Below are 20,101 nucleotides of genomic sequence, written 5' to 3' on the forward strand. Positions count from 1 at the left end.
TTCCGTTCTAAATACAAGCCCCCCTCATACAATAAAATGAACAACCTGAGGACAAGGGGTTATGGGGATGAATGGAGATTTGCTGTTAGTGCTTCTGATCATTATCGGATTGATTGGCCGGTCTCCCATCATCACGACGGCAGCTTGTATTTTGCTTGCCGTGAAGCTGATCGGGCTTGACCGGTTTTTTCCTTCCATGGAGCGCAAAGGCCTGGAACTTGGCCTGCTCTTCTTGACCATCGGCGTTCTGGTCCCTTTCGCCAGCGATCGAATCTCGATGAAGGACATTATATCCGTCTTCACGACATGGCCAGGCCTCATAGCCTTAGTGGGCGGCGCGGTCGCCACCTATATGAATGGCAAAGGCCTCGAACTACTGAAAATAGACCCACAATTAATTGTGGGTCTTGTCATTGGTTCGATCTTCGGAATTTTGTTTATGCGCGGTATCCCGGTCGGCCCATTGATGGCTGCCGGCATCACCGCATTTCTATTAAAAGTCGCTTATTTTATCGCGGACAAGTGGCACTGATTAACGGCGATCTTGCGGGCCGCCGACAAAGGCCTGTTCGGTTGTGTCAAGACCGTACGCCGAGTGCAGCGCGCGAATGACGTCTTGCAGCGGAGCAGCGTCGATGACACAAGACATTTTGATTTCGGACGTGGAGACGAGGGAAATCGAGATGCCCAGGTCGGAGATAACTTTGAACATCGTAGCGGCAACACCCGGCGTGCTGACCATACCGGCGCCGACGATGGATACTTTCACGAGGTTCACTTCGGACGTCACTTCGCGGAAACCGATTTCGCCGCGAATTCGTTCCAGAACGTCAAGTGCTTTTTCACGGTCGTTCAAGTTTGTTGTGAACGAGAAATCTGCGGAACCGTTGATCACACCGCTTTGAACAATGATGTCTACGTCGATTTGCACGTCTGCGAGCGCCAGGAACACCTTGGCAAGCTGCCCAGGCTTCTCAGGGACACCCAAAATACTGACTCTTGCTACGTTTTTGTCATAAGCGATGCCGCGGACAACGATTCCTTGCTCCATCACTGCTTCCTCCTTCACATTCGTTCCTTCATTATAGGTAAAGCTCGAACGCACCACGAGGGTCACGTTGTAGTTCTTTGCATATTCCACCGCACGCGGATGCAAGACGGCTGCGCCCAAGTTGGCCAGCTCCAACATTTCGTCGTAGGAGATTTCGTTCAGTTTTCTTGCGACTTTCACAATACGCGGATCAGTCGAATATACGCCGTCTACGTCGGTATAAATTTCGCAGAGGTCCGCTTTAATCGCTGCCGCAAGCGCAACCGCCGTCGTATCCGAACCGCCGCGGCCCAGCGTCGTAATCTCGCCTTCTTGCGTCATACCTTGGAAGCCAGCAACAATGACGACATTCCCCTGCTCGATCGCGTTCAGGACGCGCTCAGGCTGAATGTCGGTAATTCTTGCCTTGCCATGCACAGCTTCTGTATAAATCCCGCTCTGCCAACCTGTGAACGAAACGGCTTGCTCGCCAAGATTATGTATCGCCATGGACAACAGCGCAACCGAAACTTGCTCGCCTGTCGTCAGCAGCATATCCATTTCACGAGCCGCCGGAAGCGCTCCGTCATTAATTTGATTGGACAAGTCGATCAAATCGTCCGTTGTATCTCCCATCGCAGACACGACAATCACACAAGAATGTCCTTCACGCTTGCGTTCTACGATTCTTTTTGCAACACGCTTCATTCGCTCCGCATCACCGACAGAGCTTCCGCCAAATTTCATCACTATAAGAGACAAAGCTGACCCACTCCCAACGCATACTATTACACTCACTATTACATAACAATTCAACATTATAACATAATTCGCGCAAGCTGTGGCAACAAATTATACGTGCGCCAAAAAGCCCCGAAGCGCTCTCTTCCGAGCGTATCGGGGCTTGTCTGATTAAAGCTTAGGCACGGGAGATGTATTTGCCGTCATCCGTGTCGATTAGCAGAACGTCGCCTTCGTTGATGAAAAGCGGCACCATCACGTTAAGGCCGGTTTCAACCTTCGCGTTCTTCAGTGCGCCCTGCGAAGTGTTGCCTTTTACACCTGGCTCTGTTTCAACAACTTTAAGCTCAACGCTTTTCGGCAGGTTGATCCCCAGGATTTCACCTTGGTAGCTCATGATCTTGATGTTCATGTTTTCTTTGAGGAAGTTCAGTTCCCATTTCAGTTGATCATGGGACAAGCTCGTTTGATCGAACGTTTCGTTGTCCATGAACGTGTACTCGTCGCCTGCAGCGTAGAGATACTGCATTTCACGGTTCTCGATGTGCGCGCGGCCTACGCCCTCGCCGGCACGGAACGTACGCTCAACGGTGTTGCCGTTGCGCAGGTTTTTCAGCTTGGAGCGAACGAACGCCGCGCCTTTACCCGGTTTTACGTGTTGGAAATCAAGCACGGTGAAGATGTCGCCATCCACTTCGATCGTCAAGCCTGTTTTGAAATCATTTACAGAAATCACTTGTTATTCCCTCCGCTAATCAATAATAAGAAAATCTTTGGTAGAATGCGTAAGTATTTTAATGCCGGTGTCAGTAATTACAACGTCATCCTCGATTCGAACTCCGCCGAAGCCGGGGAGATAAATGCCAGGCTCAACCGTAACCACCATACCAGGTGTTAAAATCGTATCTTCGGTTTTCGACAAGCGCGGCGACTCGTGAACTTCCATCCCCAGCCCGTGTCCGGTCCCGTGACCGAAATAATCGCCGTAACCGTGCTTCACGATCACGTCTCTTGCATACGCGTCGCCTTCGCGGCCCGGAATGCCCGGTTTCAGGTTCGCCAGGCAGTTCAGCTGAGCCTCAAGCACAATATCATAAATCTCTTTATGCTTGTCTGTCGGCTTTCCTAGCATAACCGTTCTGGTGATGTCCGAGCAATACCCTTTATAATACGCGCCAAAATCCAATTTGACAAATTCGTTCCCTTGAAGAACGCGATCGCTTGCTTTCCCGTGCGGGAGCGCGGAGCGTTCGCCCGACGCCACGATCGTCTCAAAGGAAGTCGACGTGCCGCCATTCTTGCGAATGAACGTCTCGATCTCGAGGGCGATGTCCAGCTCTTTCACGCCCGGCTTGATGAAATTCAAAATATGGCTGAACGTCTGGTCCGCCAAATCGGCCGCTTCCTGCATCACTTGCAGTTCGGCGTCGTCCTTCACCATGCGGATTTGCTCCACAAGGCTTGCGGTCGGAACGAATTCTACGCCTGGCAAACCTTGCTGGTAGCCCAGGAAGTCGCCGTACGTCACGTCCGCCTGCTCAAAACCAAGCTTGGTAATCCCTTGCTTTTGCAACAGTTCCAGGACGCTTTCGATTACTTTCGGCTTATGTTCTACCACTTCAAACAGTTTCGCTTGCTGAGGGGCTTGCGTCATATAACGGAAATCAGTTAGCAGGATGGCACGTTCCCCCGTAATCAGAACATAGCCGGAGGAACCCGTAAAGCCAGTCACGTATGTACGGTTGTATGCGTTCGTGATGAGCAAAGCCGGCAGTTCTTGTTGCTGCATAACCTGACGAAGACGTTCAATTCGTTTCTCCTGCATCCAAAATCACCATTCTTTCTTACAATGTGTGTTCAAAAAGACGCCTTTTTGAACTTCCTTTACAAATGAGGCAGTAATGCACGTAATCCAAGCTCATAGCTGGCAGCGCCAAAGCCGCAAATTTGTCCGATCACAACCGGTGCGGTAACCGAATGATGCCGGAATTCTTCGCGCTTATGAATATTGGAAAGATGCACTTCCACGGTTGGAAGCTGAACCGTCGCGAGGGCGTCGCGGATCGCATAGCTGTAATGCGTAAAAGCGCCCGGATTAATGACAATTCCATCCTTGGTGCCGTAAGCTTCGTGAATTTTGTCAATCAGTCCGCCTTCGTGATTCGACTGAAAGCATTCCAACTCGATGTCGAGCTGCGCAGCGAGCACCTCCAGATTCTGGATGATGACCGGCAGCGATACCGTGCCGTATACGCCGGGCTCTCGCATACCGAGCATATTCAAATTCGGGCCGTTCAGAACTAGCACTCTTTTCAAAAACGATCACTCCCGATACGTGCAGCATCGTCAAATAGCGGTTCAAGCTATTTAACCCGTATATTTTACCATAACTTTCATGTCTTGTGTATAGGATGTGTGAACCGGCGATCGGTATATTCAATCGCAATGGAGTACCCGATAAACATGCCCCACACCAAAAACAGGCAAAAGTCCGTAATGTTCGTATAGAGCCCAAGCTCCCAGCTCCAATACGTCATTCCTGTATATGGACCAACGGCCAAATAAATGACCGCCCACCAGACAGCTCCATAGGCGACGCCCCACCACGGGCTGCGAAGCTTCCACATTGCCATCATATAGAGGACAGCCGCGATAATGGAAAATCCGATAAAGAACACCCAGCCGACGAACAACCCTGCCCATGTGTCAAAAAAGCTATGCTTGAAAAAAGGTTCGGCGATAAAGCCGATCGACACCGTTGTAAATTTGAAATAATGCTCCACGATTTTGACTGCGCCCCAAATGCACCCTGCAAAAAAACCGATATAAAGCGCGAATTTCCACCGACTCGTTAAAAATCCTCCCGTATGGGTTGCCTGTTTTTCCACCTAGTATCTTCCTTTCTCTACAGGAGCTGCTTCATTTACCTAAGTCATTCCTAGTATGTTCTGTCGCTATCGGTAGCATTCAATCTGTGAATCCGTTACAATGAGAAAGAATCAATCCGAATTCGATAAGGATAAGAAGGTGAATCTTGTGGCAGAACAAAATAGTATTTACGGCGGACAAGCCGTCATTGAAGGCGTCATGTTCGCAGGAAAAAACGTGCATGTGACCGCCGTGCGCAAAAAAGACGGTTCACTTGATTTTTTGGAAGTGCCTCGCAAAGACATTCCTTGGGTGCAGACGCTCAAAAAAATTCCGCTCGTCCGCGGGATCGTCGGGATTATTGAATCCAGCGCCAAGGGCGCGCAGCATTTGAATTTCTCAGCGGAATCGTTTGCCGAACAAGAGAATGAGGACGGTTCGGTGCAGAAAGAAGACAAACAAGGCGTTTTCTCGAACATTTCGATGATTCTCGGCGTGGCCGTGGTCGGGGTGCTTTCCTTTTTATTCGGGAAATTCGTCTTTACGCTTGTGCCGGCGGTAATCGAACAGTTTTTGTTCCAGCATGCATTCAGCAATCAATTTCTTCATAACCTCTTAGAAGGTGTTATCAAAATTATTTTGCTGATCGGATATATTTATTTCATCTCGCTAACGCCGATGATCCGCAGGCTGTTTCAATACCACGGCGCCGAGCACAAAGTGATTTCCGCCTATGAAGCCGGCGTCGAATTGACGGTCAGCAATGTGCAAAAGTTCAACACGCTGCACTACCGCTGCGGCAGCTCGTTTATCGTCTTTACCGTTCTGATCGGCGTTGTGATCTACTCATTCCTGCACTACGACGGCTATGTAGAGCGTATTGTACAGCGGCTCATTCTGCTGCCTGTGGTCATCGGTGTTTCTTATGAAGTATTGCGTTTTACGAACTCGCTGCGCGAAGTGCCGGTTTTGCGATATCTGGGCTATCCCGGCTTGTGGCTGCAGCTCCTGACTACGAAGGAACCGGAGGACAGCCAGGTCGAAGTTTCGATCGCCTCATTCAACCGCATGCGCGAAGCGGAACAACGAATTATGGAGGGACGGGTATGAGACGAAGATTTACTCCTGTTGAGATTGCCATCGGCGTGCTCCTTGCGATCGGACTGCTGGTCAGCCTGCGCACCTTGTTCATTCCGATCATCGTGCTCGGTGTCATTTTCCTGCTTTACAAGTTTCCACCTTCCAGTTGGAAGAAGGTTCAGGTCCGCCCTGGGCCCGGCAAGGGAAAAAACACGAAAAACGCGAAGTTTCGCGTGATCAATGGAACGAAGGATACCAACAATTCGGACGATTTCCCGAAATACCACTAAGCCGCAAGGCTTTATGGCTTTTTCGGGCGCATGACGAATTTCTCGTAATTTTGTTCGTACACCTCGGCACTCCAGTGAGCAAAATAAGCCTCCGAGGCTTTGTAACCAGACTCGTACAGCGACATGCCCAGTTCCTTTGACAAGTTGAACTGGGTGTTGCTAATGCCGAGCGTCGGGATCTTGACGGTCCTGAACCGGTTCTTCTGCTCGATATAACGCTCATCATGCGCACTCAACATCGTGCTGAACAACGCCTCGAGCATCGTCACCGGCCCCCGTATCGTATGCACGGGGGTCTCGTTTTTCCCTACGAGCTGGAAGCCGATGACAGGGAGTGCTTTGTTCCGGGATGTGGCTTCGCTATCGAAAATCCAGAGCGGAAAGTTGCTGAGAAGCCCTCCATCCACGATGTAGTTGAATTGCTCCGCGAAAGGCACCGCCTTCGCGGAGCTTTTTATATGTCGACGAATGCGAACAGGGTCGAAGAAATAAGGGATGCTCGTGCTCATGCGCACGGCCTTCGCAACCGCCAGCTTGCCCGGTTCAATGCCATACTGCGCAATGTCGTTCGGGAGCACGAGCAGCCGGCCCTGTGTAATATCGGACGCGATAATACGCAGCTGGTTCGGCTTTAAATCGCCGAAAGTGCGGACACCCTTGGCAGCCATCAGCTGCGCGACCCAGCTTTCCAGTGCCTCCCCGGCGTACAAGCCTTTCTTGATCAACAGCCGCGCAGCCGGTCCGATTATTTTCGTATTAAAAATCGCGGAGCGCTGCATGAACGACTTGAACGGCGTTCGAAGGATGATTTCCCGCATTTCTTCCCCCGTGTAGCCTGCCGCCAGCAATGCCGCTACAATCGAGCCGGAGCTTGTACCGGCCACTTGGTGAAACATAAAGCCCTGGCTCTGCGCGGCGCTGACCGCTCCGGCGAGCGCAATGCCTTTGACACCGCCGCCTTCGAACACCCCATTGATTCGCATAACCGGCTCCCTCCCCTCGCTTACTTTGCGCTTCATAGGTATGTATGCGGAGGCAGGTTGTTTGCATGACACAAAAAAGCAGAGATCCGCTCCGCGGTCTCTGCCTTAGCTTTCAGCTTCCAGTTCTTTGCGTACTTCCAAGAGGTCGTCCATCCGCTGTGGGCTCCGTTTAAAGTACTCCACCAACGTCTCGATACATGTGATGGAATCCCAGCTCAGATGGTGCTCAATGCCCTCTACGTCCTTATATATATTGTCCTCGTGAACACCGATCAACGTTAAGAAATTTTCAAGCAGCTCATGCCGATCCATCAGCCGCTTGCCCATTTTCTTCCCTTTCGGCGTTAAAATAAGGCCGCGATATTTCTCATAAATCAAATAATTGTCTTTGTCGAGCTTTTGAATCATTTTCGTAACGGAAGATGGGTGCACCTCTAGCCCCTCAGCAATGTCGGAAACACGAGCGTAGCCTTTCTCATCGATAAGCTTGTATATTCTCTCCAAATAGTCTTCCATACTCGGCGTAGCCATTGCTTGATATCCCCCTGCTTGCGAATTTCCTTCGAACGTACGGCTTGTTGCTTCCCTATCATAATGCATCAACCCTTACGCGGTCAAATCTCCCATGGTTCAAGTAAGGCAAGAAATCACACACTACATAGCGTATTTCATTATCTCGGCTTAAAAAAAGGAGACGACTATGGCCATCGATTTGCTGTCCCGTCCTGCCGCACCTGCGCCCAATACAGCCGTTTTTATGCCTGAGCTCGTATACTTCGAGCCGGATGCGCTCCTTTACCCCAAGGGCGAGCAAATCCTTGCTTGGGCCAAAAAACAAGGTCTCGACATTCATATGACAACGTCGCATAATCAAATTCGCGATTTGCCCGGCGAATCCGAACTGGAGAAATACCGGATCGCCAAGCGCACGCTCGTCGTCGGCATTCGCAAGACGTTAAAATTCGAAACGTCCAAGCCATCTGCCGAATATGCCATTCCCATCGCAACGGGCTGCATGGGGCATTGCCACTACTGCTATTTGCAGACGACCATGGGGGCAAAACCTTACATTCGCGTCTATGTGAACATGAACGACATCTTACATGCTGCACAAGGCTATATCGACGAGCGGGCACCGGAAATTACCCGTTTTGAAGCGGCCTGTACGTCCGATCCGGTAGGTTTGGAGCATATTTCAGGCTCCCTGAAGCAGGTCATTGAATTTATGGGCCAGCAGGAGTATGGGCGGCTGCGGTTTGTGACCAAGTACCACCACGTCGAGCCTCTTCTTGACGCCAAACATAACAAGCGTACGAGGTTCCGTTTCAGCGTGAATGCCGACTATGTGATCCGAAATTTTGAACCCGGCACATCCAAGTTTCATGAACGTATTGAAGCCGCAGGCAAAGTGGCTAAAGCGGGCTATCCGCTCGGGTTTATCATTGCTCCGATTATTTGGCACGAAGGCTGGGAAGACGGCTACGCGGCGCTTATGGAGAAGCTATATCAAGCTCTTCCGCCAGAAGCGACAGAAGACCTGACGTTTGAAATGATTCAGCACCGTTTTACGAAAACGGCAAAAAACATTATTGCGCAGCGCTATCCGAAAACGAAATTGGAAATGGATGAAGAAAAGCGGAAATACAAGTGGGGGAAGTACGGAAGAGGCAAATACGTCTACCCGGACGAGCAGGCCACGGCGTTAAGGGAATTTATCACAGAGCGTATCTTCGATAAATTCCCTCAAGCGAAAATTGAATATTTTACGTAGCCTCGTGCCGTTAAAACTTTAAAAAGTCGGGGGTAATCGTGTTCAGCCACAAGGTGATTTGCGTCATTTTGCCGGTATACAGCAGGATGGCGATGACAATCATGAGGCCCCCGCCGATTTTCATAATCAAGCTTGAATAACGCAAAATCCATTTCGTGGAACCGATGAAAAAGGAGAGCACGAAGAACGGAATCGCGAAGCCGAGCGAGTACGCGGTCGTGAGCTGCGCCCAAGTACCCGGCTCTGTTGCTGCAAGCGCGAGAATGGCTGACAGAATCGGGCCTACGCACGGCGACCAGCCTGCTGCAAAGCCCATACCGACGAAGACGGAGCCCACGTATCCGGCAGGACGAAATTTAATGCTAAACTTACGTTCTTTCATCAGCCATTGCGGTTGAAAGATGCCGAGCAGGAACAGCCCCATGACAAAAATCAAGAGCGCTGCAATTTGTCTTAACAAATCGCGATAATCGATAAAAAAATTGCCGATAAAGCCTGCGGTTAGCCCAAGCGCGAAGAAAATAATCGAAAAGCCTACGATAAAGCTGAGCGTATGGAGCATCGTTTGCGTTCGGGCCTGCCTGGAGGTTTTACCCGATTTCAGCTCACTGACCGAAATGCCCGTTATGTAAGAAAGAAATGAAGGGTACAGCGGCAAACAGCAAGGCGAGATGAACGAAGCGATTCCCGCCCATAAAGCAATCCACATGTTTACGGAATCCATGTTATCTACTCAATCCCCGTTTTAGTATAATGCCGAACAAAATCACGATGAGGCTGAGTACAACCGTCCCTCCGGGGGCCAAATCCCAAATGCCCGCAATCACTAATCCTGCAATAACAGCAACCTCTGAGAACAGAATTGCCAGAAAAACAGAATGCTTGAAGCTGCGCGCAATGAGCAGGCTGCAAGCGACGGGAATCGTCAGCAGCGAAGAGACAAGCAGTGCTCCCACAATCTTGATCGCGACGGAAATTACGAGCGCCGTCAGCATTGTAATCATCATATTATAAAATTTGAGTGGAAGTCCACTTACGCTCGCCGCGTCCTCATCGAAGAACATGAGGAAAAACTCTTTGAAATGAAGCACAATCACGCCCACCACGAGCAGACAGACGATCAAAACAACCCATAGATCGCCGTAATCAAGCGTATAAATACTCCCGAACAGATAGCTCATGACGTTCATATTGAAGCCTTTGCCGAGCGTAAACAACAGCGTGGCGAGCGCAACGCCGCCCGACATAATAATCGCAATAGAAAGCTCTGCATACGTCTTATAGGCTTTGCGCAGGCGTTCAATCGCAAATGACGCAAGCAGGGCGAATACGAGCCCAACCCCTACCGGGTACACGTTGATCAGAAAGCCTAATGCGACCCCGGCAATGGAAACATGCGCAAGCGTATCCCCGATCATGGACAAACGTCGTAGAACCAGGAATACGCCCATCAGAGGCGCTGTTAAGCCGATTAGAATGCCGCCTATCAAGGCCCGCTGAAAAAAATACTCTGTAAAAATATCCAAAACGCCCGCTCCTTATTGAACCCCGATCATTTCTCGGATTTGATCCAGCGAGTGCGTTAAATTCGTCTCGCGGCAATCCTCGGGATCGTGAGTATGCTTGACATAGAACTTGATACCTCCGCTAACCTGCTTCGGTTCTGTACCCAAATATGATTGCATCATATCCATGTCATGGGAAACCATAATAAATGTCATATGGTGATGCTGATGCATATGGCGAATCATACGGAAGAAACCGGCTTGCGTCTCGGCATCGATGCCGACAGTCGGCTCATCCAGAATGAGCAGTTCAGGATTGTTCACAATCGCCCTGGCGAGAAACGCCCGCTGCTGTTGGCCGCCGGACAGCTGGCCAATGCGACGCTCCGCCAGGTCTTCGATGCGCATCGCCAGCATCGCGTCTTCCGCTTTTTGCTGCTCAGCTTTCGTGAGCCTGCGGTAGATTCGCTTTTTGGAGTACATACCGGAAAGTACGACCTCTCTTACCGTTGCAGGAAACAGCGGATTAAATGCATTTTTTTGCGGGACGTAGCCGATTCTCTCCCAGTCCTTGAAGGAAGAGAGAGGCTTATCGAATAGCCGAATCTCCCCACTCGTCGGCTTCAGCAGCCCGACCAGCATTTTCAGCAGCGTCGTCTTGCCAGCGCCGTTCGATCCGATCACGCCGACAAAATCACGCTCCAACACGTTAAACGCGAGGCGATCAATAATCTTTTTATGATCGTAGGCAAAAGATACTTCATCCAGCGTCACAATACTTTGATGGCAAATTAAACTACCGTCTGCTTCCATCGTCTCCATCTCCTTTATTGCAATGCCGTTACGAGATTTTTCAAGTTTTTATCCATAATGGAAATATACGTTTCACCGGCTTCTAACTGCTCATCGGTCAGACCCTCGAGTGGATTCAAGACGAGCGTTTGCGCCCCTGCATCCTTCGCAAGCGTCTTGGCCAGTTTATCGGAGACAAGCTCCTCAAAGAAAATATATTTCAGTCCATGTTCTTTAATGAATGTATTCATTTGCTTCAAATCCTGCGCAGTCGGTTCCGCATCCGGCGTCAGTCCCATTAGCGACATTTGTGTCAACCCGTAATCCCTGCAAAGATAAGCAAAAGCATGGTGAGAAACAGCAATCTCTTTTTTGCTCGTTTTGGCCAATTCTGTTTTATAGCGCGTATCTAGGGCTGTTAACGCTTCTGCATATTTTTGATAGTTTTGCTCATAGGCATCTTTGTGTGTCGGATCGACCGCAATTAAAGCCTTCTTAATATTATTAGCCATTTGTTTCGCATTTAACGGACTAAGCCATGCGTGCGGATCAAATTGTTCCTTATTTTCATCTGTTTTCAGCAGATTTGCCCCTTGGCTGGCTTCAACAACCTTCACCTTCGCCTCCGCAGACAGGCTATCGAGAAAATCGCCTACCCATCCCTCAAATCCGGCACCTTGATAGACGAACACTTGCGCATCCGTCAAATTTTTAATATCACGGCTTTTGGGCGACCAATCATGCGGCTCAACTCCCGCCGGAACGAGGTTAATCACATTCACATAATCCCCGCCAATCTGCTTTGTAAAGTCATAGAGCGGATAAAATGAAGTTACCACATTCACCTTTCCCTCCACTAGCTTTGCCTTGGGACTCCCGCAGGCCGCAAGACTGGCAAGTAGAAAGACTGCAAGGCATATATATATCAGTCGTTGTCCGATCACTTTCATTCGATTTGCCCCCACCGATCTTATTCGTAATTTTTTTTAATAACGAATTTGATTATACGAATCCCTCTTCAGTAAGTCAATACGTGAAATCCGCAAAATAAAAGGCCCGCTGCGAAAGTTCACAGCCTGGCCATTAAATAATATCAATTGTCGGAATAGCTTTCATCCTCCGAATCTTTTTTGGTAGTATCGTCTGAAGAACTGGATGAGGTGTCCTTGGATTTATCGTTCGATTGATTACTGGATTTGCTGCTTTGTTCTTTCAGCTTTTTATACCGTTCCTCCGTCTGCTTAGCCATATTTGCCTGTTGATCCAGCCTATATTTCAATATTTCATGGTACATATCATATTGCTTCTTGAGTTCCTGATTGATGATACTCTGATCCCCAGTGCTCTGCGCTTTCGTCTGCTGCTCCTTTTGCTTTGCAGCTTCTTCATCTTGTTTGGCTTTGCCCCCAAACAAGGAACAAGCGGATAAAACCATGACCAATACCCCTACCACCGCAAATTTGCCTGCACGATATATTAGCATTGTTCTCACTCCGTGTTCCGTTTTCCTTAGCATGTCCGGGAACGCAAAAGCCCTCTCCCTGTAAATCATGGGAGAGGGCTTTGCCGTTATTTCACGATGGCGCCGTTCGGCATACTGTCAGGCACGGTCGCCAGCGTCAATTGATCGCCGTGCGAAGCGGCGAGAATCATGCCTTGGCTCAGCTCGCCGCGCAGCTTGGCGGGCTTCAAATTCGTGACGCAAATGACTTTGCGTCCAACCAAGCTTTCGGGCGAATAGAACTTCGCGATGCCCGAAACGACCTGGCGCTGCTCGTACCCGAGGTCGAGCTGCAGCTTGAGCAGTTTGTCGGCGCCTTTCACAGGCTCTGCCGACACCACTTGCGCGACGCGCAGCTCCACCTTGGCGAAATCGTCAATGCCGATTTCGTCCTTCGGCTCCGGCGCGGCGACGACCTGACCGGCAGCTGGCGCAGCCGCTGCCGACTTCGTTTCCTCGGCGCTTGGCGCAGCAGCGCCGCCGCCCATAGCCTGGACGATATAGGCCACTTCGGCCTCCACGTCCAGACGCGGGAACATTGGCTCTCCCTTAAGCACTTTCGTGCCCACAGGGAGATGCCCAAACGACTGCACGCTTTCCCACGCAGTCAAGCGCGGCAGATCCTCGGCAGCAAGCCCAAGCTGCTGCCAAATTTTTTCCGGCGTCCGCGTCAAGAACGGACGCAACAGCACCGACGAAATGCGCTGGGATTCCGCCAGCACATACATCACAGAGCCCAGCGTGTCGCGCTTGGCTTCATCTTTCACCATCGACCACGGCTGCGTCTCGTCGATGTATTTGTTCGTGCGGCTGATCAGCTGCCACACGGCAGACAACGCGATGGAAAATTCCATCTTATCCATCGCTTCTTCATACTTGGCAACGGTACTGCTCACCGTTTCCAGCAACCCGGCGTCAAATTCCGTCGCCACGGGGATATACGCCGGAATTTGACCCGCAAAATACTTATCGATCATAACAATCGTCCGATTCAGCAAATTCCCCAAATCATTCGCCAAATCATGATTGACTCGCTCCACAAAGCTCTCAGGCGTAAACGTACCGTCCGCCCCAAACGGAACCTCGCGCATCAAGTAATAGCGCAGCGCATCCAATCCGTAACGGTCAATGAGCGTCACAGGGTCGACGACATTGCCCTTCGACTTGGACATTTTACCGTCTTTCATCAGCAGCCAGCCATGCGCAAAAACCTTCTTCGGCAAAGGCAAATCAAGCGCCATCAGCATAATCGGCCAATAAATCGTATGGAAGCGCACAATTTCCTTGCTCATCAAATGTACGTCAGCCGGCCAATACTTGTTGAAAACGGACTCGTCTTCAGATCCATAGCCAAGCGCCGTAATATAGTTGGAAAGTGCATCGATCCATACGTAAATGACATGCTTCGGATCACCCGGCACCTTAATGCCCCAATCAAACGTCGTCCGCGAAACCGCCAAATCTTCCAGACCAGGCTTAATAAAGTTGTTAAGCATCTCATTCTTCCGAGATTCAGGCTGAATAAACTCGGGGTTTTCTTCATAGTACTGCACCAAACGATCCGCATACTTGCTCATCCGGAAGAAATACGTCTGCTCCTTCATCTTCTCGACAGGGCGCCCGCAATCCGGACATTTGCCGTCAACCAGCTTACTTTCCAGAAAAAAAGATTCGTCCGGAATGCAATACCAACCTTCGTACTCTCCGAGATAAATATCACCTTGATCCAAAAGCTTTTGAAAAATTTTCGAAACCGCCTGCTTATGCCGCTCTTCCGTCGTACGAATGAAATCATCATACGAAATATCCAGCTTCGCCCAAAGCTCTTTAATGCCGGCAACAATGTCATCAACAAACTGCTGTGGCGTCGTGCCCTTCTCTGACGCTTTCCGTTCAATCTTCTGCCCATGCTCATCCGTACCGGTCAAATAACGGACATCGTAGCCACGCAGCCTTTTGTATCGGGCCATCGCATCGCCGGCAACCGTAGAATACGCATGGCCGATATGCAGCTTATCGCTCGGGTAATAAATTGGCGTAGTAATATAAAACGTTTTTTGTTTGTCAGACATCCAAGTAGCCCTCCAATAACCAATTTTGAAAACACAAAAAGCCCTCATCCTTTTGGGACGAGAGCTTAACTCACGCGGTACCACCCAGATTCCCCTGTCTTTCGCAAGTGCAGGGCTCAGCAAGTCTTTCGACTTCCCCAATAACGCTGGGACGCGAGACCAGCTCACCCTTCCGAAGGGAAGCGGCTTGAAGGCCTGTTCTCCGGGACCATATTCCACACTTCAACCTATACCGGCTTTCACCTGACCCGGCTCTCTGATCATAGGCACTCCGCATGTACTTATCCGTTCATCGAAGCAAAATATCGTATTAAGCACAATATATCGAAAAGCATCCCCGCATGTCAAGCGGGCGAGTGCCTCAGCTAGCACAAGGCTCTAGTAATGTAATACTTTAGCGAACGCGATGCTTCTGTCCTAAGCTCGCCTCGTCTAGCTGGAATGACGCGGCGGCACATGGTCTACGCCGCCAGGGTGAAAAGGATGGCATTTACAGATGCGTTTTACCGCAAGATACGTCCCTTTTGCAGCGCCGTGCACTTCAATGGCTTCCAAAGCATATTGCGAACAGGTCGGATAAAAACGGCAAGTCGGCGGCTTAAGCGGCGAAATAAACTTCCGATAAAAATGAATCGGAACCTGGAGTACCTTCTTCATGGTACAGCCCCTCTCGGTAATCAAAGTAAACCTTGATTCCCTCATCATGCCTTAAAACCCAAACCCTCGTCAAATCATGCCCAAGTTCAGCCCAATTGATAGCACTTAAAAAAGGTCGTATACAAATAAACCGAAACCATCTTCCTCACGATATCCCACATAATTGCCGTATTTGTCGTAGTTGCCGCAGATGAAGCTGTTCGCTGGGAATTTCGAGGATCCAACTTTTCCGCAATTTGCGACGCTCTACTTCTTCCTTTAACTATTCTTCCTCTTTCCCCCTGAAATTCAAGATAAAAGCGTTGATAGACACGTCTAGAAATCGCATAGATCGTAGACAACGACTTGCTTTTTGCAACAACATTCTGAACTATTTCTTGCGCATCGCAGACTGCCTTTTGTAAATCAGTACTTTCAAATGCTTGGCTGCTTTCGGTGGTTGGGGACACTTTTTTATTTTTAAGCTGTTTGAAAGCTTCGAGTCTATTAAATTCTATTTGAAAAGCATAACAAATTTTTTGCATCAAGAGCTTAGCGCTTCTGTAATTGATACGAAGTAAGATGGCAAGAGAGTATGCGGAGGCATCGTTGCCGTTTTGAAACAAAAACTGGATGGCACGAAACCAGGTGAGCAGCGGCAGCTTTGATTTGTGCATAACTGTACCTGCAGTGATCGACACTTGCATCCGGCATGCTTTGCACTCCAAAAGCGTTCGAGATCGGATTTGAAATGCTTCGTCATGATCGCAGCGCGGACAATGATATCCATTCGCCCACCGGATTTGAAATAGAAAATCTTCACAATCCTTTTCCGTCTGCCAAGATGTTATGTCCTGCGCAATTGCTTGAAGAAGCATGTGCTCACCTCGCCTACTTTTTCTCACTTAAGATGATTTTACCAAACATACGTTCTTGTGTAAACGGAAAATTAGCTAATTGTTAAATTTCACCTGGGCGAGGAGTGATATATTTGCTTTTCCCGAATTCTGAGATAACTACAAGACAACTAACGACTGCACCTTCAATAATTCTCGATCCTACAGTGAAAAGAGCGATCAAAGAAGAAATGGTGACTAAGCGGCGCCAGAGCTCTGTGCGGATAACAGCTGCCAGTACGATCTGCAGATAGGGTAAGATGTTCGAGACCGAGAAACACTCTCCACCTAAAACTGCCAGGTACTATTAAGTAGGATTGAAAAGTACAAGCTGACTCTAATTGCTATCGTGCCGGTCTGGAAACAAAACATGCCTGGCAGTTCAACTAATACAACTTGTAGATACCGAAGAAATCGCAATACGCAGATATACGTCTCTCGAGAAGCTGCAAGATTTTATCCGCTAACCTCCAACGAAGAACGTTACGAATTGCCGCTATTTGCTGTGAATCCCCCTACCCGACTATACCGACTTGCAGATACCACAGAATTTGCTTATTGGCATAATACAGCCCTTTGAAGGTACTGTTGAGGTTCCTCCACTTTCCGTGCGGATCGTCAAAATAGCTAGCGTGACAATTAGATCTAATGGGTTATAATGAGTGATGGCGAGTATGTTGGCCGGAACAAGTCTGAACGGTTCAGCCATGCGGGCTGCACATGATTAAATAGGAGATGTGATAGGCATGTTGATTGAGATTTTTCAAGATGTGGTATGTCCTTGGTGCCGGATCGGCAAGAAAAATTTGATGGATGCGCTTGAACAGTTTACGGATGAACCAGTTGAGGTGCGTTACCGGGCGTTTCAGCTTGATCCGAGCACGCCGCCTGAAGGGGTGCCTTTTCAGGAGATGATGCGCACGAAGTTCCGCGCAGGTCAGGAGCAGTTGGACGGAATGTTTCAACAGGTTACACAAGCCGGTAGAGCGGCGGGTCTTCATTTTGATTTTGCCAAGGTAGGATTTATGCCGAATACGTTAATGGCGCATCAGCTTATTGCCATCGCTCCGCAAGACATTAAACGCGAGTTGGTTGATGCTCTGTTTAAGGCCAACTTTGAAGATGGCCGGGATGTTGGGAATATCGACGTCCTGCTCGACACGGCAGCTTCTTTGGGGATGGAACGCGAAGCGACCGCCGCTAGATTAGATGCGAAGGCTGGACTTGAAGAGGTCGAGGACGATCTTGATTTTGCCCGTCAGGCTGGGGTTACCGGTGTTCCCTTTTTCGTCATTAACCAAAAATATGCTCTGACCGGCGCGCAGCCGACGAACACGTTTCTGCAAGCACTGAAGCAAATCAGAGCAGAGCAAGAAGCCTAGACAGGAGTTATCTTCATGAGCCGTTTTCTACATGTGCTGCGTTATTTACCCACTCGGGTTATGGTGATTGTGCTGCCGTTTGCCTTAATGTGTTTGGTTGAGTATCTGGAACGCGGGTCATACGCGGATTTCCGGCAATGGACAGGGGATCATCCATTCGCGATGCTGCTCGCCTATTTTGTGACGGGGGCTTTATATTTCGTGCTGATTGCCTTGACGGGCGGGGTGCGTGTGTCGTTTTGGCTGCTGTGCGTTCTGCTTCTTCCACTCGGTGCGATCAGCGGCAGCAAGTTAAAGGCGATCGGCGCCCCGTACTATCCATGGGACTTGTATTTTCATAATGAAATTATGGAATCTGGCCGCTTCATGAAAGGCTATCTATCCACTTCGATTATTCTGGTTGTTTCGATTTTTGTAATACTTGTTGCCGTTCTATTTCATATAATTCTGAGAAAACGACGGCTGCGCTTCCACTTCGCGGAGAGAATTGTGTACGGGGTTATTGCGATTGTTCTGGCTGCGAGCCTCGGTACGGACAAGCCGATTTCGTTTACCAATCTTTACGGGATGTATACGGTTCCTTGGGACCAAACGATTACTTACGAGGATAATGGCTTTTTGTACTCGACGGTGCAAATGCTCGGGTTTCTGGACGTGGCCAAACCGGAGGGCTATAGCAAAAAAGCGATCACGTCGCTCGTCGATTCGATCCCTGACAAACCCGCGGCGGGTACTGTTAAGCCCAATATTATTGTGATGCTGGGCGAGTCTTTTTTTGATCTGACCGAGATGAAAAATGTCACGTACAGCCGGGACCCGATCGCCCATTTGCATGCGCTGTCCAAAACGTTTACGAGCGGCAAAATGCTTTCGCCTCAGTTCGGCGGAAGCACGGCGAATGTGGAGTTTGAGGTGCTGTCAGGCAACTCGATGCGATTTTTCGGAAAATCGCCGGATAAAATTATTCCGTACATCGAATACATGAACCACGGCGTTGATTCCTTGGCCAGTATCATGACACGTCAGGGGTATACGGCGACGGCGATTAATCCGTTTTTCAGCTACTTTTTTGACAGCAGAAAGGTCTATAAGCACTTTGGCTTCTCGCGATTCATTGCCAGCGAGTATTTCCCGAACGATTTTGAAGGACCGAATTATGCGGATCGCGCTGTCGTGAATAAAATCACGGAGGAGACGGAGAAAAGTCCTGGACCGGACTTTGTATTTGCGAACACGATGGAAAATCACCATCCGTACAAACCCGGCAAGTTCCCCAAAAATACGATTGAGGTGACAGGCGACATTTCAGCAGAATCCAAGGGAATCCTGGAAACGTATGCGCAGGGCATTTCGGCGACGGATGAGGCGCTCCAAGCTTTGGTCGATTATTACAGCAAAAAAAACGAGCCAACGATTATTTTATTTTTCGGGGATCACTTCCCTTTCTTTGAAGACGATTACAAGGTGTACCGCGACGCGAAATATGTGCTGCCGAACGATCCCGACCTGTATGTGAAGACGCATTCGACGCCGTTTTTGATTTGGAACAATTTTTTGGCGGGGGATCAAGAGAAGCAGAATTTAACGTACAGCCCTTCGTTCCTCGGGCCGCTTCTGCTTCACATGGCGGGTGTCCAAGGCAGTTATTATACGAATTATTTGTATGATCTCTCGCAGAAGATTCCGGTTATTCCACCCCAAGAGATGTGGGCGAAGTACGGTATTCAGGAAAAGGATCTGCTGGATTACGAGCGGATGCAGTACGATAATTTGTTTGGTGAGCGGTATGGGTATGCAGCGAAGGGCTACAAGGATACGATTGTCCAGCCGAACTATATCCTCGGTTACGGAGATCCTGTCATTACGAAAATTGAGCCAAGCGAATCGACAATTAAGGTGAAGGGGCTTCGATTCTTTTCTTCCTGTGAAGTCTACATCGATGGCGTCAACTACAAATCGAATTTCGATGGCACGGATACGCTCTATGTCGACCTGGCTAAAAATCCGAAGCTGGCGCCGGGCAAGGAGCATCAGGTTGAAATTCGGGTGTACGACGATAAAAAAATGAAAATCGGGCAGTCGCCGATCTTTCCTCTCCCTGCATCATGAGCAAAGCCCCTTGTGAATAGGATGAACTATAATCCTATCCGCAGGGGGCTTTTGTGTGGCTTTTTATATTCCGCCGGCTCATGTGCATTTCTTCAAAACTACAACCTCCGATACGCTAAAGCACCACCACGTGCTGCGCCTGTATACATTCAGTGTCAACGGAACGTCCTATGACCAGCATGTGCATCAGTTTCAAGGCATCTCTGGGATTAAGTACGGACATTATCATGCTTACTATGGCGTAACTGGTCCACCTATTCCCTTGCCCAACGGCAATCACATTCATCTGCTCTACGGAACCGTCGATCCCAATCTCTATAATACCGGACGCAGTGGCGCTTTGGCCAAATCCGCAAAGATGGAAGGCTATATTAGTGAAGTTCACCAGCATACGTTTCAGGGGTACTCGACCATCGGGTTTGGCTACGAAACAGAATAATTTCTT

General features: G+C 49.4%; 22 protein-coding genes. 7 read left to right on the forward strand and 15 right to left on the reverse strand.

Translation table 11 applies throughout. The features are described from left to right. Window positions 1–67: 67 nt before the first annotated feature. Window positions 68–532, forward strand: coding sequence for a DUF441 domain-containing protein (locus tag EJQ19_RS10775; RefSeq protein ID WP_126141216.1), 465 nt, complete (start codon window positions 68–70; stop codon window positions 530–532). Here the strand turns inward: EJQ19_RS10775 and EJQ19_RS10780 are convergent, their stop codons facing one another. From EJQ19_RS10780 to EJQ19_RS10800, 5 genes are all read right to left on the reverse strand, one after another. Further along, on the reverse strand, window positions 533–1,792 hold the full coding sequence (locus tag EJQ19_RS10780; RefSeq protein WP_126141217.1) for an aspartate kinase: 1,260 nt from the start codon (window positions 1,790–1,792) through the stop codon (window positions 533–535). 157 nt (window positions 1,793–1,949) lie between these two features. Next, a complete protein-coding gene (gene efp, locus EJQ19_RS10785) occupies window positions 1,950–2,507 on the reverse strand; it encodes an elongation factor P (RefSeq protein WP_126141218.1) in 558 nt (185 codons plus the stop codon). Window positions 2,508–2,522: 15 nt separating this feature from the next. Beyond that, window positions 2,523–3,596, reverse strand: a complete 1,074-nt coding sequence (locus EJQ19_RS10790) for a M24 family metallopeptidase (RefSeq protein WP_126141219.1) — start codon at window positions 3,594–3,596, stop codon at window positions 2,523–2,525. A 59-nt stretch (window positions 3,597–3,655) separates the two neighbouring features. Continuing rightward, a complete protein-coding gene (gene aroQ, locus EJQ19_RS10795; protein ID WP_126141220.1) occupies window positions 3,656–4,087 on the reverse strand; it encodes a type II 3-dehydroquinate dehydratase in 432 nt (143 codons plus the stop codon). A gap of 77 nt (window positions 4,088–4,164) precedes the next feature. Beyond that, window positions 4,165–4,659, reverse strand: coding sequence for a YqhR family membrane protein (locus EJQ19_RS10800; RefSeq protein ID WP_126141221.1), 495 nt, complete (start codon window positions 4,657–4,659; stop codon window positions 4,165–4,167). Between the two features lie 199 nt (window positions 4,660–4,858). On the opposite strand from EJQ19_RS10800, the gene EJQ19_RS10805 reads away from it, so the two are divergent. Next, entirely contained in the window at window positions 4,859–5,749 is an 891-nt protein-coding gene (locus EJQ19_RS10805; RefSeq protein WP_241242848.1) for a DUF1385 domain-containing protein, read from the forward strand. Further along, window positions 5,746–6,009 (forward strand): hypothetical protein, encoded by a 264-nt coding sequence (locus EJQ19_RS10810; protein ID WP_126141223.1) that lies wholly within the window; start codon window positions 5,746–5,748, stop codon window positions 6,007–6,009. The genes EJQ19_RS10805 and EJQ19_RS10810 overlap by 4 nt, the downstream gene beginning before the upstream one ends. Window positions 6,010–6,020: 11 nt before the next feature. Here the strand turns inward: EJQ19_RS10810 and EJQ19_RS10815 are convergent, their stop codons facing one another. Both EJQ19_RS10815 and mntR read right to left on the reverse strand, forming a co-directional pair. After that, entirely contained in the window at window positions 6,021–6,992 is a 972-nt protein-coding gene (locus EJQ19_RS10815; protein ID WP_126141224.1) for a patatin-like phospholipase family protein, read from the reverse strand. Between the two features lie 105 nt (window positions 6,993–7,097). After that, window positions 7,098–7,523: a transcriptional regulator MntR gene (gene mntR, locus EJQ19_RS10820; RefSeq protein WP_126141225.1), complete on the reverse strand. Its 426-nt coding sequence runs from the start codon at window positions 7,521–7,523 to the stop codon at window positions 7,098–7,100. Window positions 7,524–7,692: 169 nt separating this feature from the next. On the opposite strand from mntR, the gene splB reads away from it, so the two are divergent. Next, complete coding sequence (gene splB, locus EJQ19_RS10825; protein WP_126141226.1) at window positions 7,693–8,763, forward strand: spore photoproduct lyase; 1,071 nt, start codon at window positions 7,693–7,695, stop codon at window positions 8,761–8,763. Window positions 8,764–8,773: 10 nt separating this feature from the next. Here splB and EJQ19_RS10830 read toward each other — a convergent pair whose 3' ends face one another. The 8 genes from EJQ19_RS10830 to EJQ19_RS10865 all read right to left on the reverse strand — a co-directional run bounded on the left by EJQ19_RS10830 (window position 8,774) and on the right by EJQ19_RS10865 (window position 16,147). Continuing rightward, window positions 8,774–9,487, reverse strand: a complete 714-nt coding sequence (locus EJQ19_RS10830; protein WP_126141227.1) for a cytochrome c biogenesis CcdA family protein — start codon at window positions 9,485–9,487, stop codon at window positions 8,774–8,776. A 1-nt stretch (window position 9,488) separates the two neighbouring features. After that, window positions 9,489–10,289: a metal ABC transporter permease gene (locus EJQ19_RS10835; protein ID WP_126141228.1), complete on the reverse strand. Its 801-nt coding sequence runs from the start codon at window positions 10,287–10,289 to the stop codon at window positions 9,489–9,491. A gap of 12 nt (window positions 10,290–10,301) precedes the next feature. After that, entirely contained in the window at window positions 10,302–11,090 is a 789-nt protein-coding gene (locus EJQ19_RS10840) for a metal ABC transporter ATP-binding protein (RefSeq protein WP_126141229.1), read from the reverse strand. A 5-nt stretch (window positions 11,091–11,095) separates the two neighbouring features. Beyond that, window positions 11,096–11,899: a metal ABC transporter solute-binding protein, Zn/Mn family gene (locus EJQ19_RS10845; protein WP_338143327.1), complete on the reverse strand. Its 804-nt coding sequence runs from the start codon at window positions 11,897–11,899 to the stop codon at window positions 11,096–11,098. 254 nt (window positions 11,900–12,153) lie between these two features. Beyond that, entirely contained in the window at window positions 12,154–12,543 is a 390-nt protein-coding gene (locus EJQ19_RS10850) for a YdgH/BhsA/McbA family protein (protein ID WP_126141231.1), read from the reverse strand. An 86-nt stretch (window positions 12,544–12,629) separates the two neighbouring features. After that, on the reverse strand, window positions 12,630–14,633 hold the full coding sequence (gene metG, locus EJQ19_RS10855) for a methionine--tRNA ligase (protein ID WP_126141232.1): 2,004 nt from the start codon (window positions 14,631–14,633) through the stop codon (window positions 12,630–12,632). A 432-nt stretch (window positions 14,634–15,065) separates the two neighbouring features. Next, window positions 15,066–15,290, reverse strand: a complete 225-nt coding sequence (gene yidD, locus EJQ19_RS10860; RefSeq protein ID WP_206438400.1) for a membrane protein insertion efficiency factor YidD — start codon at window positions 15,288–15,290, stop codon at window positions 15,066–15,068. Window positions 15,291–15,376: 86 nt separating this feature from the next. Then, window positions 15,377–16,147, reverse strand: a complete 771-nt coding sequence (locus EJQ19_RS10865) for a transposase (RefSeq protein WP_126141233.1) — start codon at window positions 16,145–16,147, stop codon at window positions 15,377–15,379. 764 nt (window positions 16,148–16,911) lie between these two features. Between EJQ19_RS10865 and EJQ19_RS10870 the strand changes: the two genes are divergently transcribed. Genes EJQ19_RS10870 through EJQ19_RS10880 form a run of 3 tightly spaced genes read left to right on the forward strand, consistent with a single transcriptional unit; the run spans window position 16,912 to window position 20,095 of the window. Next, window positions 16,912–17,547, forward strand: coding sequence for a DsbA family oxidoreductase (locus tag EJQ19_RS10870; RefSeq protein ID WP_126141234.1), 636 nt, complete (start codon window positions 16,912–16,914; stop codon window positions 17,545–17,547). A gap of 15 nt (window positions 17,548–17,562) precedes the next feature. Then, window positions 17,563–19,656, forward strand: coding sequence for an LTA synthase family protein (locus EJQ19_RS10875; RefSeq protein WP_126141235.1), 2,094 nt, complete (start codon window positions 17,563–17,565; stop codon window positions 19,654–19,656). A 55-nt stretch (window positions 19,657–19,711) separates the two neighbouring features. Further along, window positions 19,712–20,095, forward strand: coding sequence for a YmaF family protein (locus tag EJQ19_RS10880; RefSeq protein ID WP_164716455.1), 384 nt, complete (start codon window positions 19,712–19,714; stop codon window positions 20,093–20,095). Window positions 20,096–20,101: the final 6 nt, after the last annotated feature.

Origin of the sequence: Paenibacillus whitsoniae, assembly GCF_003955665.1 — a bacterium.
GTDB lineage: Bacteria > Bacillota > Bacilli > Paenibacillales > NBRC-103111 > Paenibacillus_E > Paenibacillus_E whitsoniae.

Excerpts from the sequence above, each read along its gene's own strand:
- EJQ19_RS10775 (WP_126141216.1), top strand. The coding sequence starts at position 68 with ATGAATGGAGATTTGCTGTTAGTGCTTCTGATCATTATCGGATTGATT.
- mntR (WP_126141225.1), bottom strand. The coding sequence starts at position 7,523 with ATGGCTACGCCGAGTATGGAAGACTATTTGGAGAGAATATACAAGCTT.
- EJQ19_RS10815 (WP_126141224.1), bottom strand. The coding sequence starts at position 6,992 with ATGCGAATCAATGGGGTGTTCGAAGGCGGCGGTGTCAAAGGCATTGCG.
- EJQ19_RS10790 (WP_126141219.1), bottom strand. The coding sequence starts at position 3,596 with ATGCAGGAGAAACGAATTGAACGTCTTCGTCAGGTTATGCAGCAACAA.
- EJQ19_RS10870 (WP_126141234.1), top strand. The coding sequence starts at position 16,912 with ATGTTGATTGAGATTTTTCAAGATGTGGTATGTCCTTGGTGCCGGATC.
- EJQ19_RS10865 (WP_126141233.1), bottom strand. The coding sequence starts at position 16,147 with ATGCTTCTTCAAGCAATTGCGCAGGACATAACATCTTGGCAGACGGAA.
- EJQ19_RS10850 (WP_126141231.1), bottom strand. The coding sequence starts at position 12,543 with ATGCTAATATATCGTGCAGGCAAATTTGCGGTGGTAGGGGTATTGGTC.
- EJQ19_RS10875 (WP_126141235.1), top strand. The coding sequence starts at position 17,563 with ATGAGCCGTTTTCTACATGTGCTGCGTTATTTACCCACTCGGGTTATG.
- yidD (WP_206438400.1), bottom strand. The coding sequence starts at position 15,290 with ATGAAGAAGGTACTCCAGGTTCCGATTCATTTTTATCGGAAGTTTATT.
- EJQ19_RS10840 (WP_126141229.1), bottom strand. The coding sequence starts at position 11,090 with ATGGAGACGATGGAAGCAGACGGTAGTTTAATTTGCCATCAAAGTATT.
- EJQ19_RS10805 (WP_241242848.1), top strand. The coding sequence starts at position 4,859 with ATGTTCGCAGGAAAAAACGTGCATGTGACCGCCGTGCGCAAAAAAGAC.
- EJQ19_RS10830 (WP_126141227.1), bottom strand. The coding sequence starts at position 9,487 with ATGGATTCCGTAAACATGTGGATTGCTTTATGGGCGGGAATCGCTTCG.
- metG (WP_126141232.1), bottom strand. The coding sequence starts at position 14,633 with ATGTCTGACAAACAAAAAACGTTTTATATTACTACGCCAATTTATTAC.
- EJQ19_RS10810 (WP_126141223.1), top strand. The coding sequence starts at position 5,746 with ATGAGACGAAGATTTACTCCTGTTGAGATTGCCATCGGCGTGCTCCTT.
- splB (WP_126141226.1), top strand. The coding sequence starts at position 7,693 with ATGGCCATCGATTTGCTGTCCCGTCCTGCCGCACCTGCGCCCAATACA.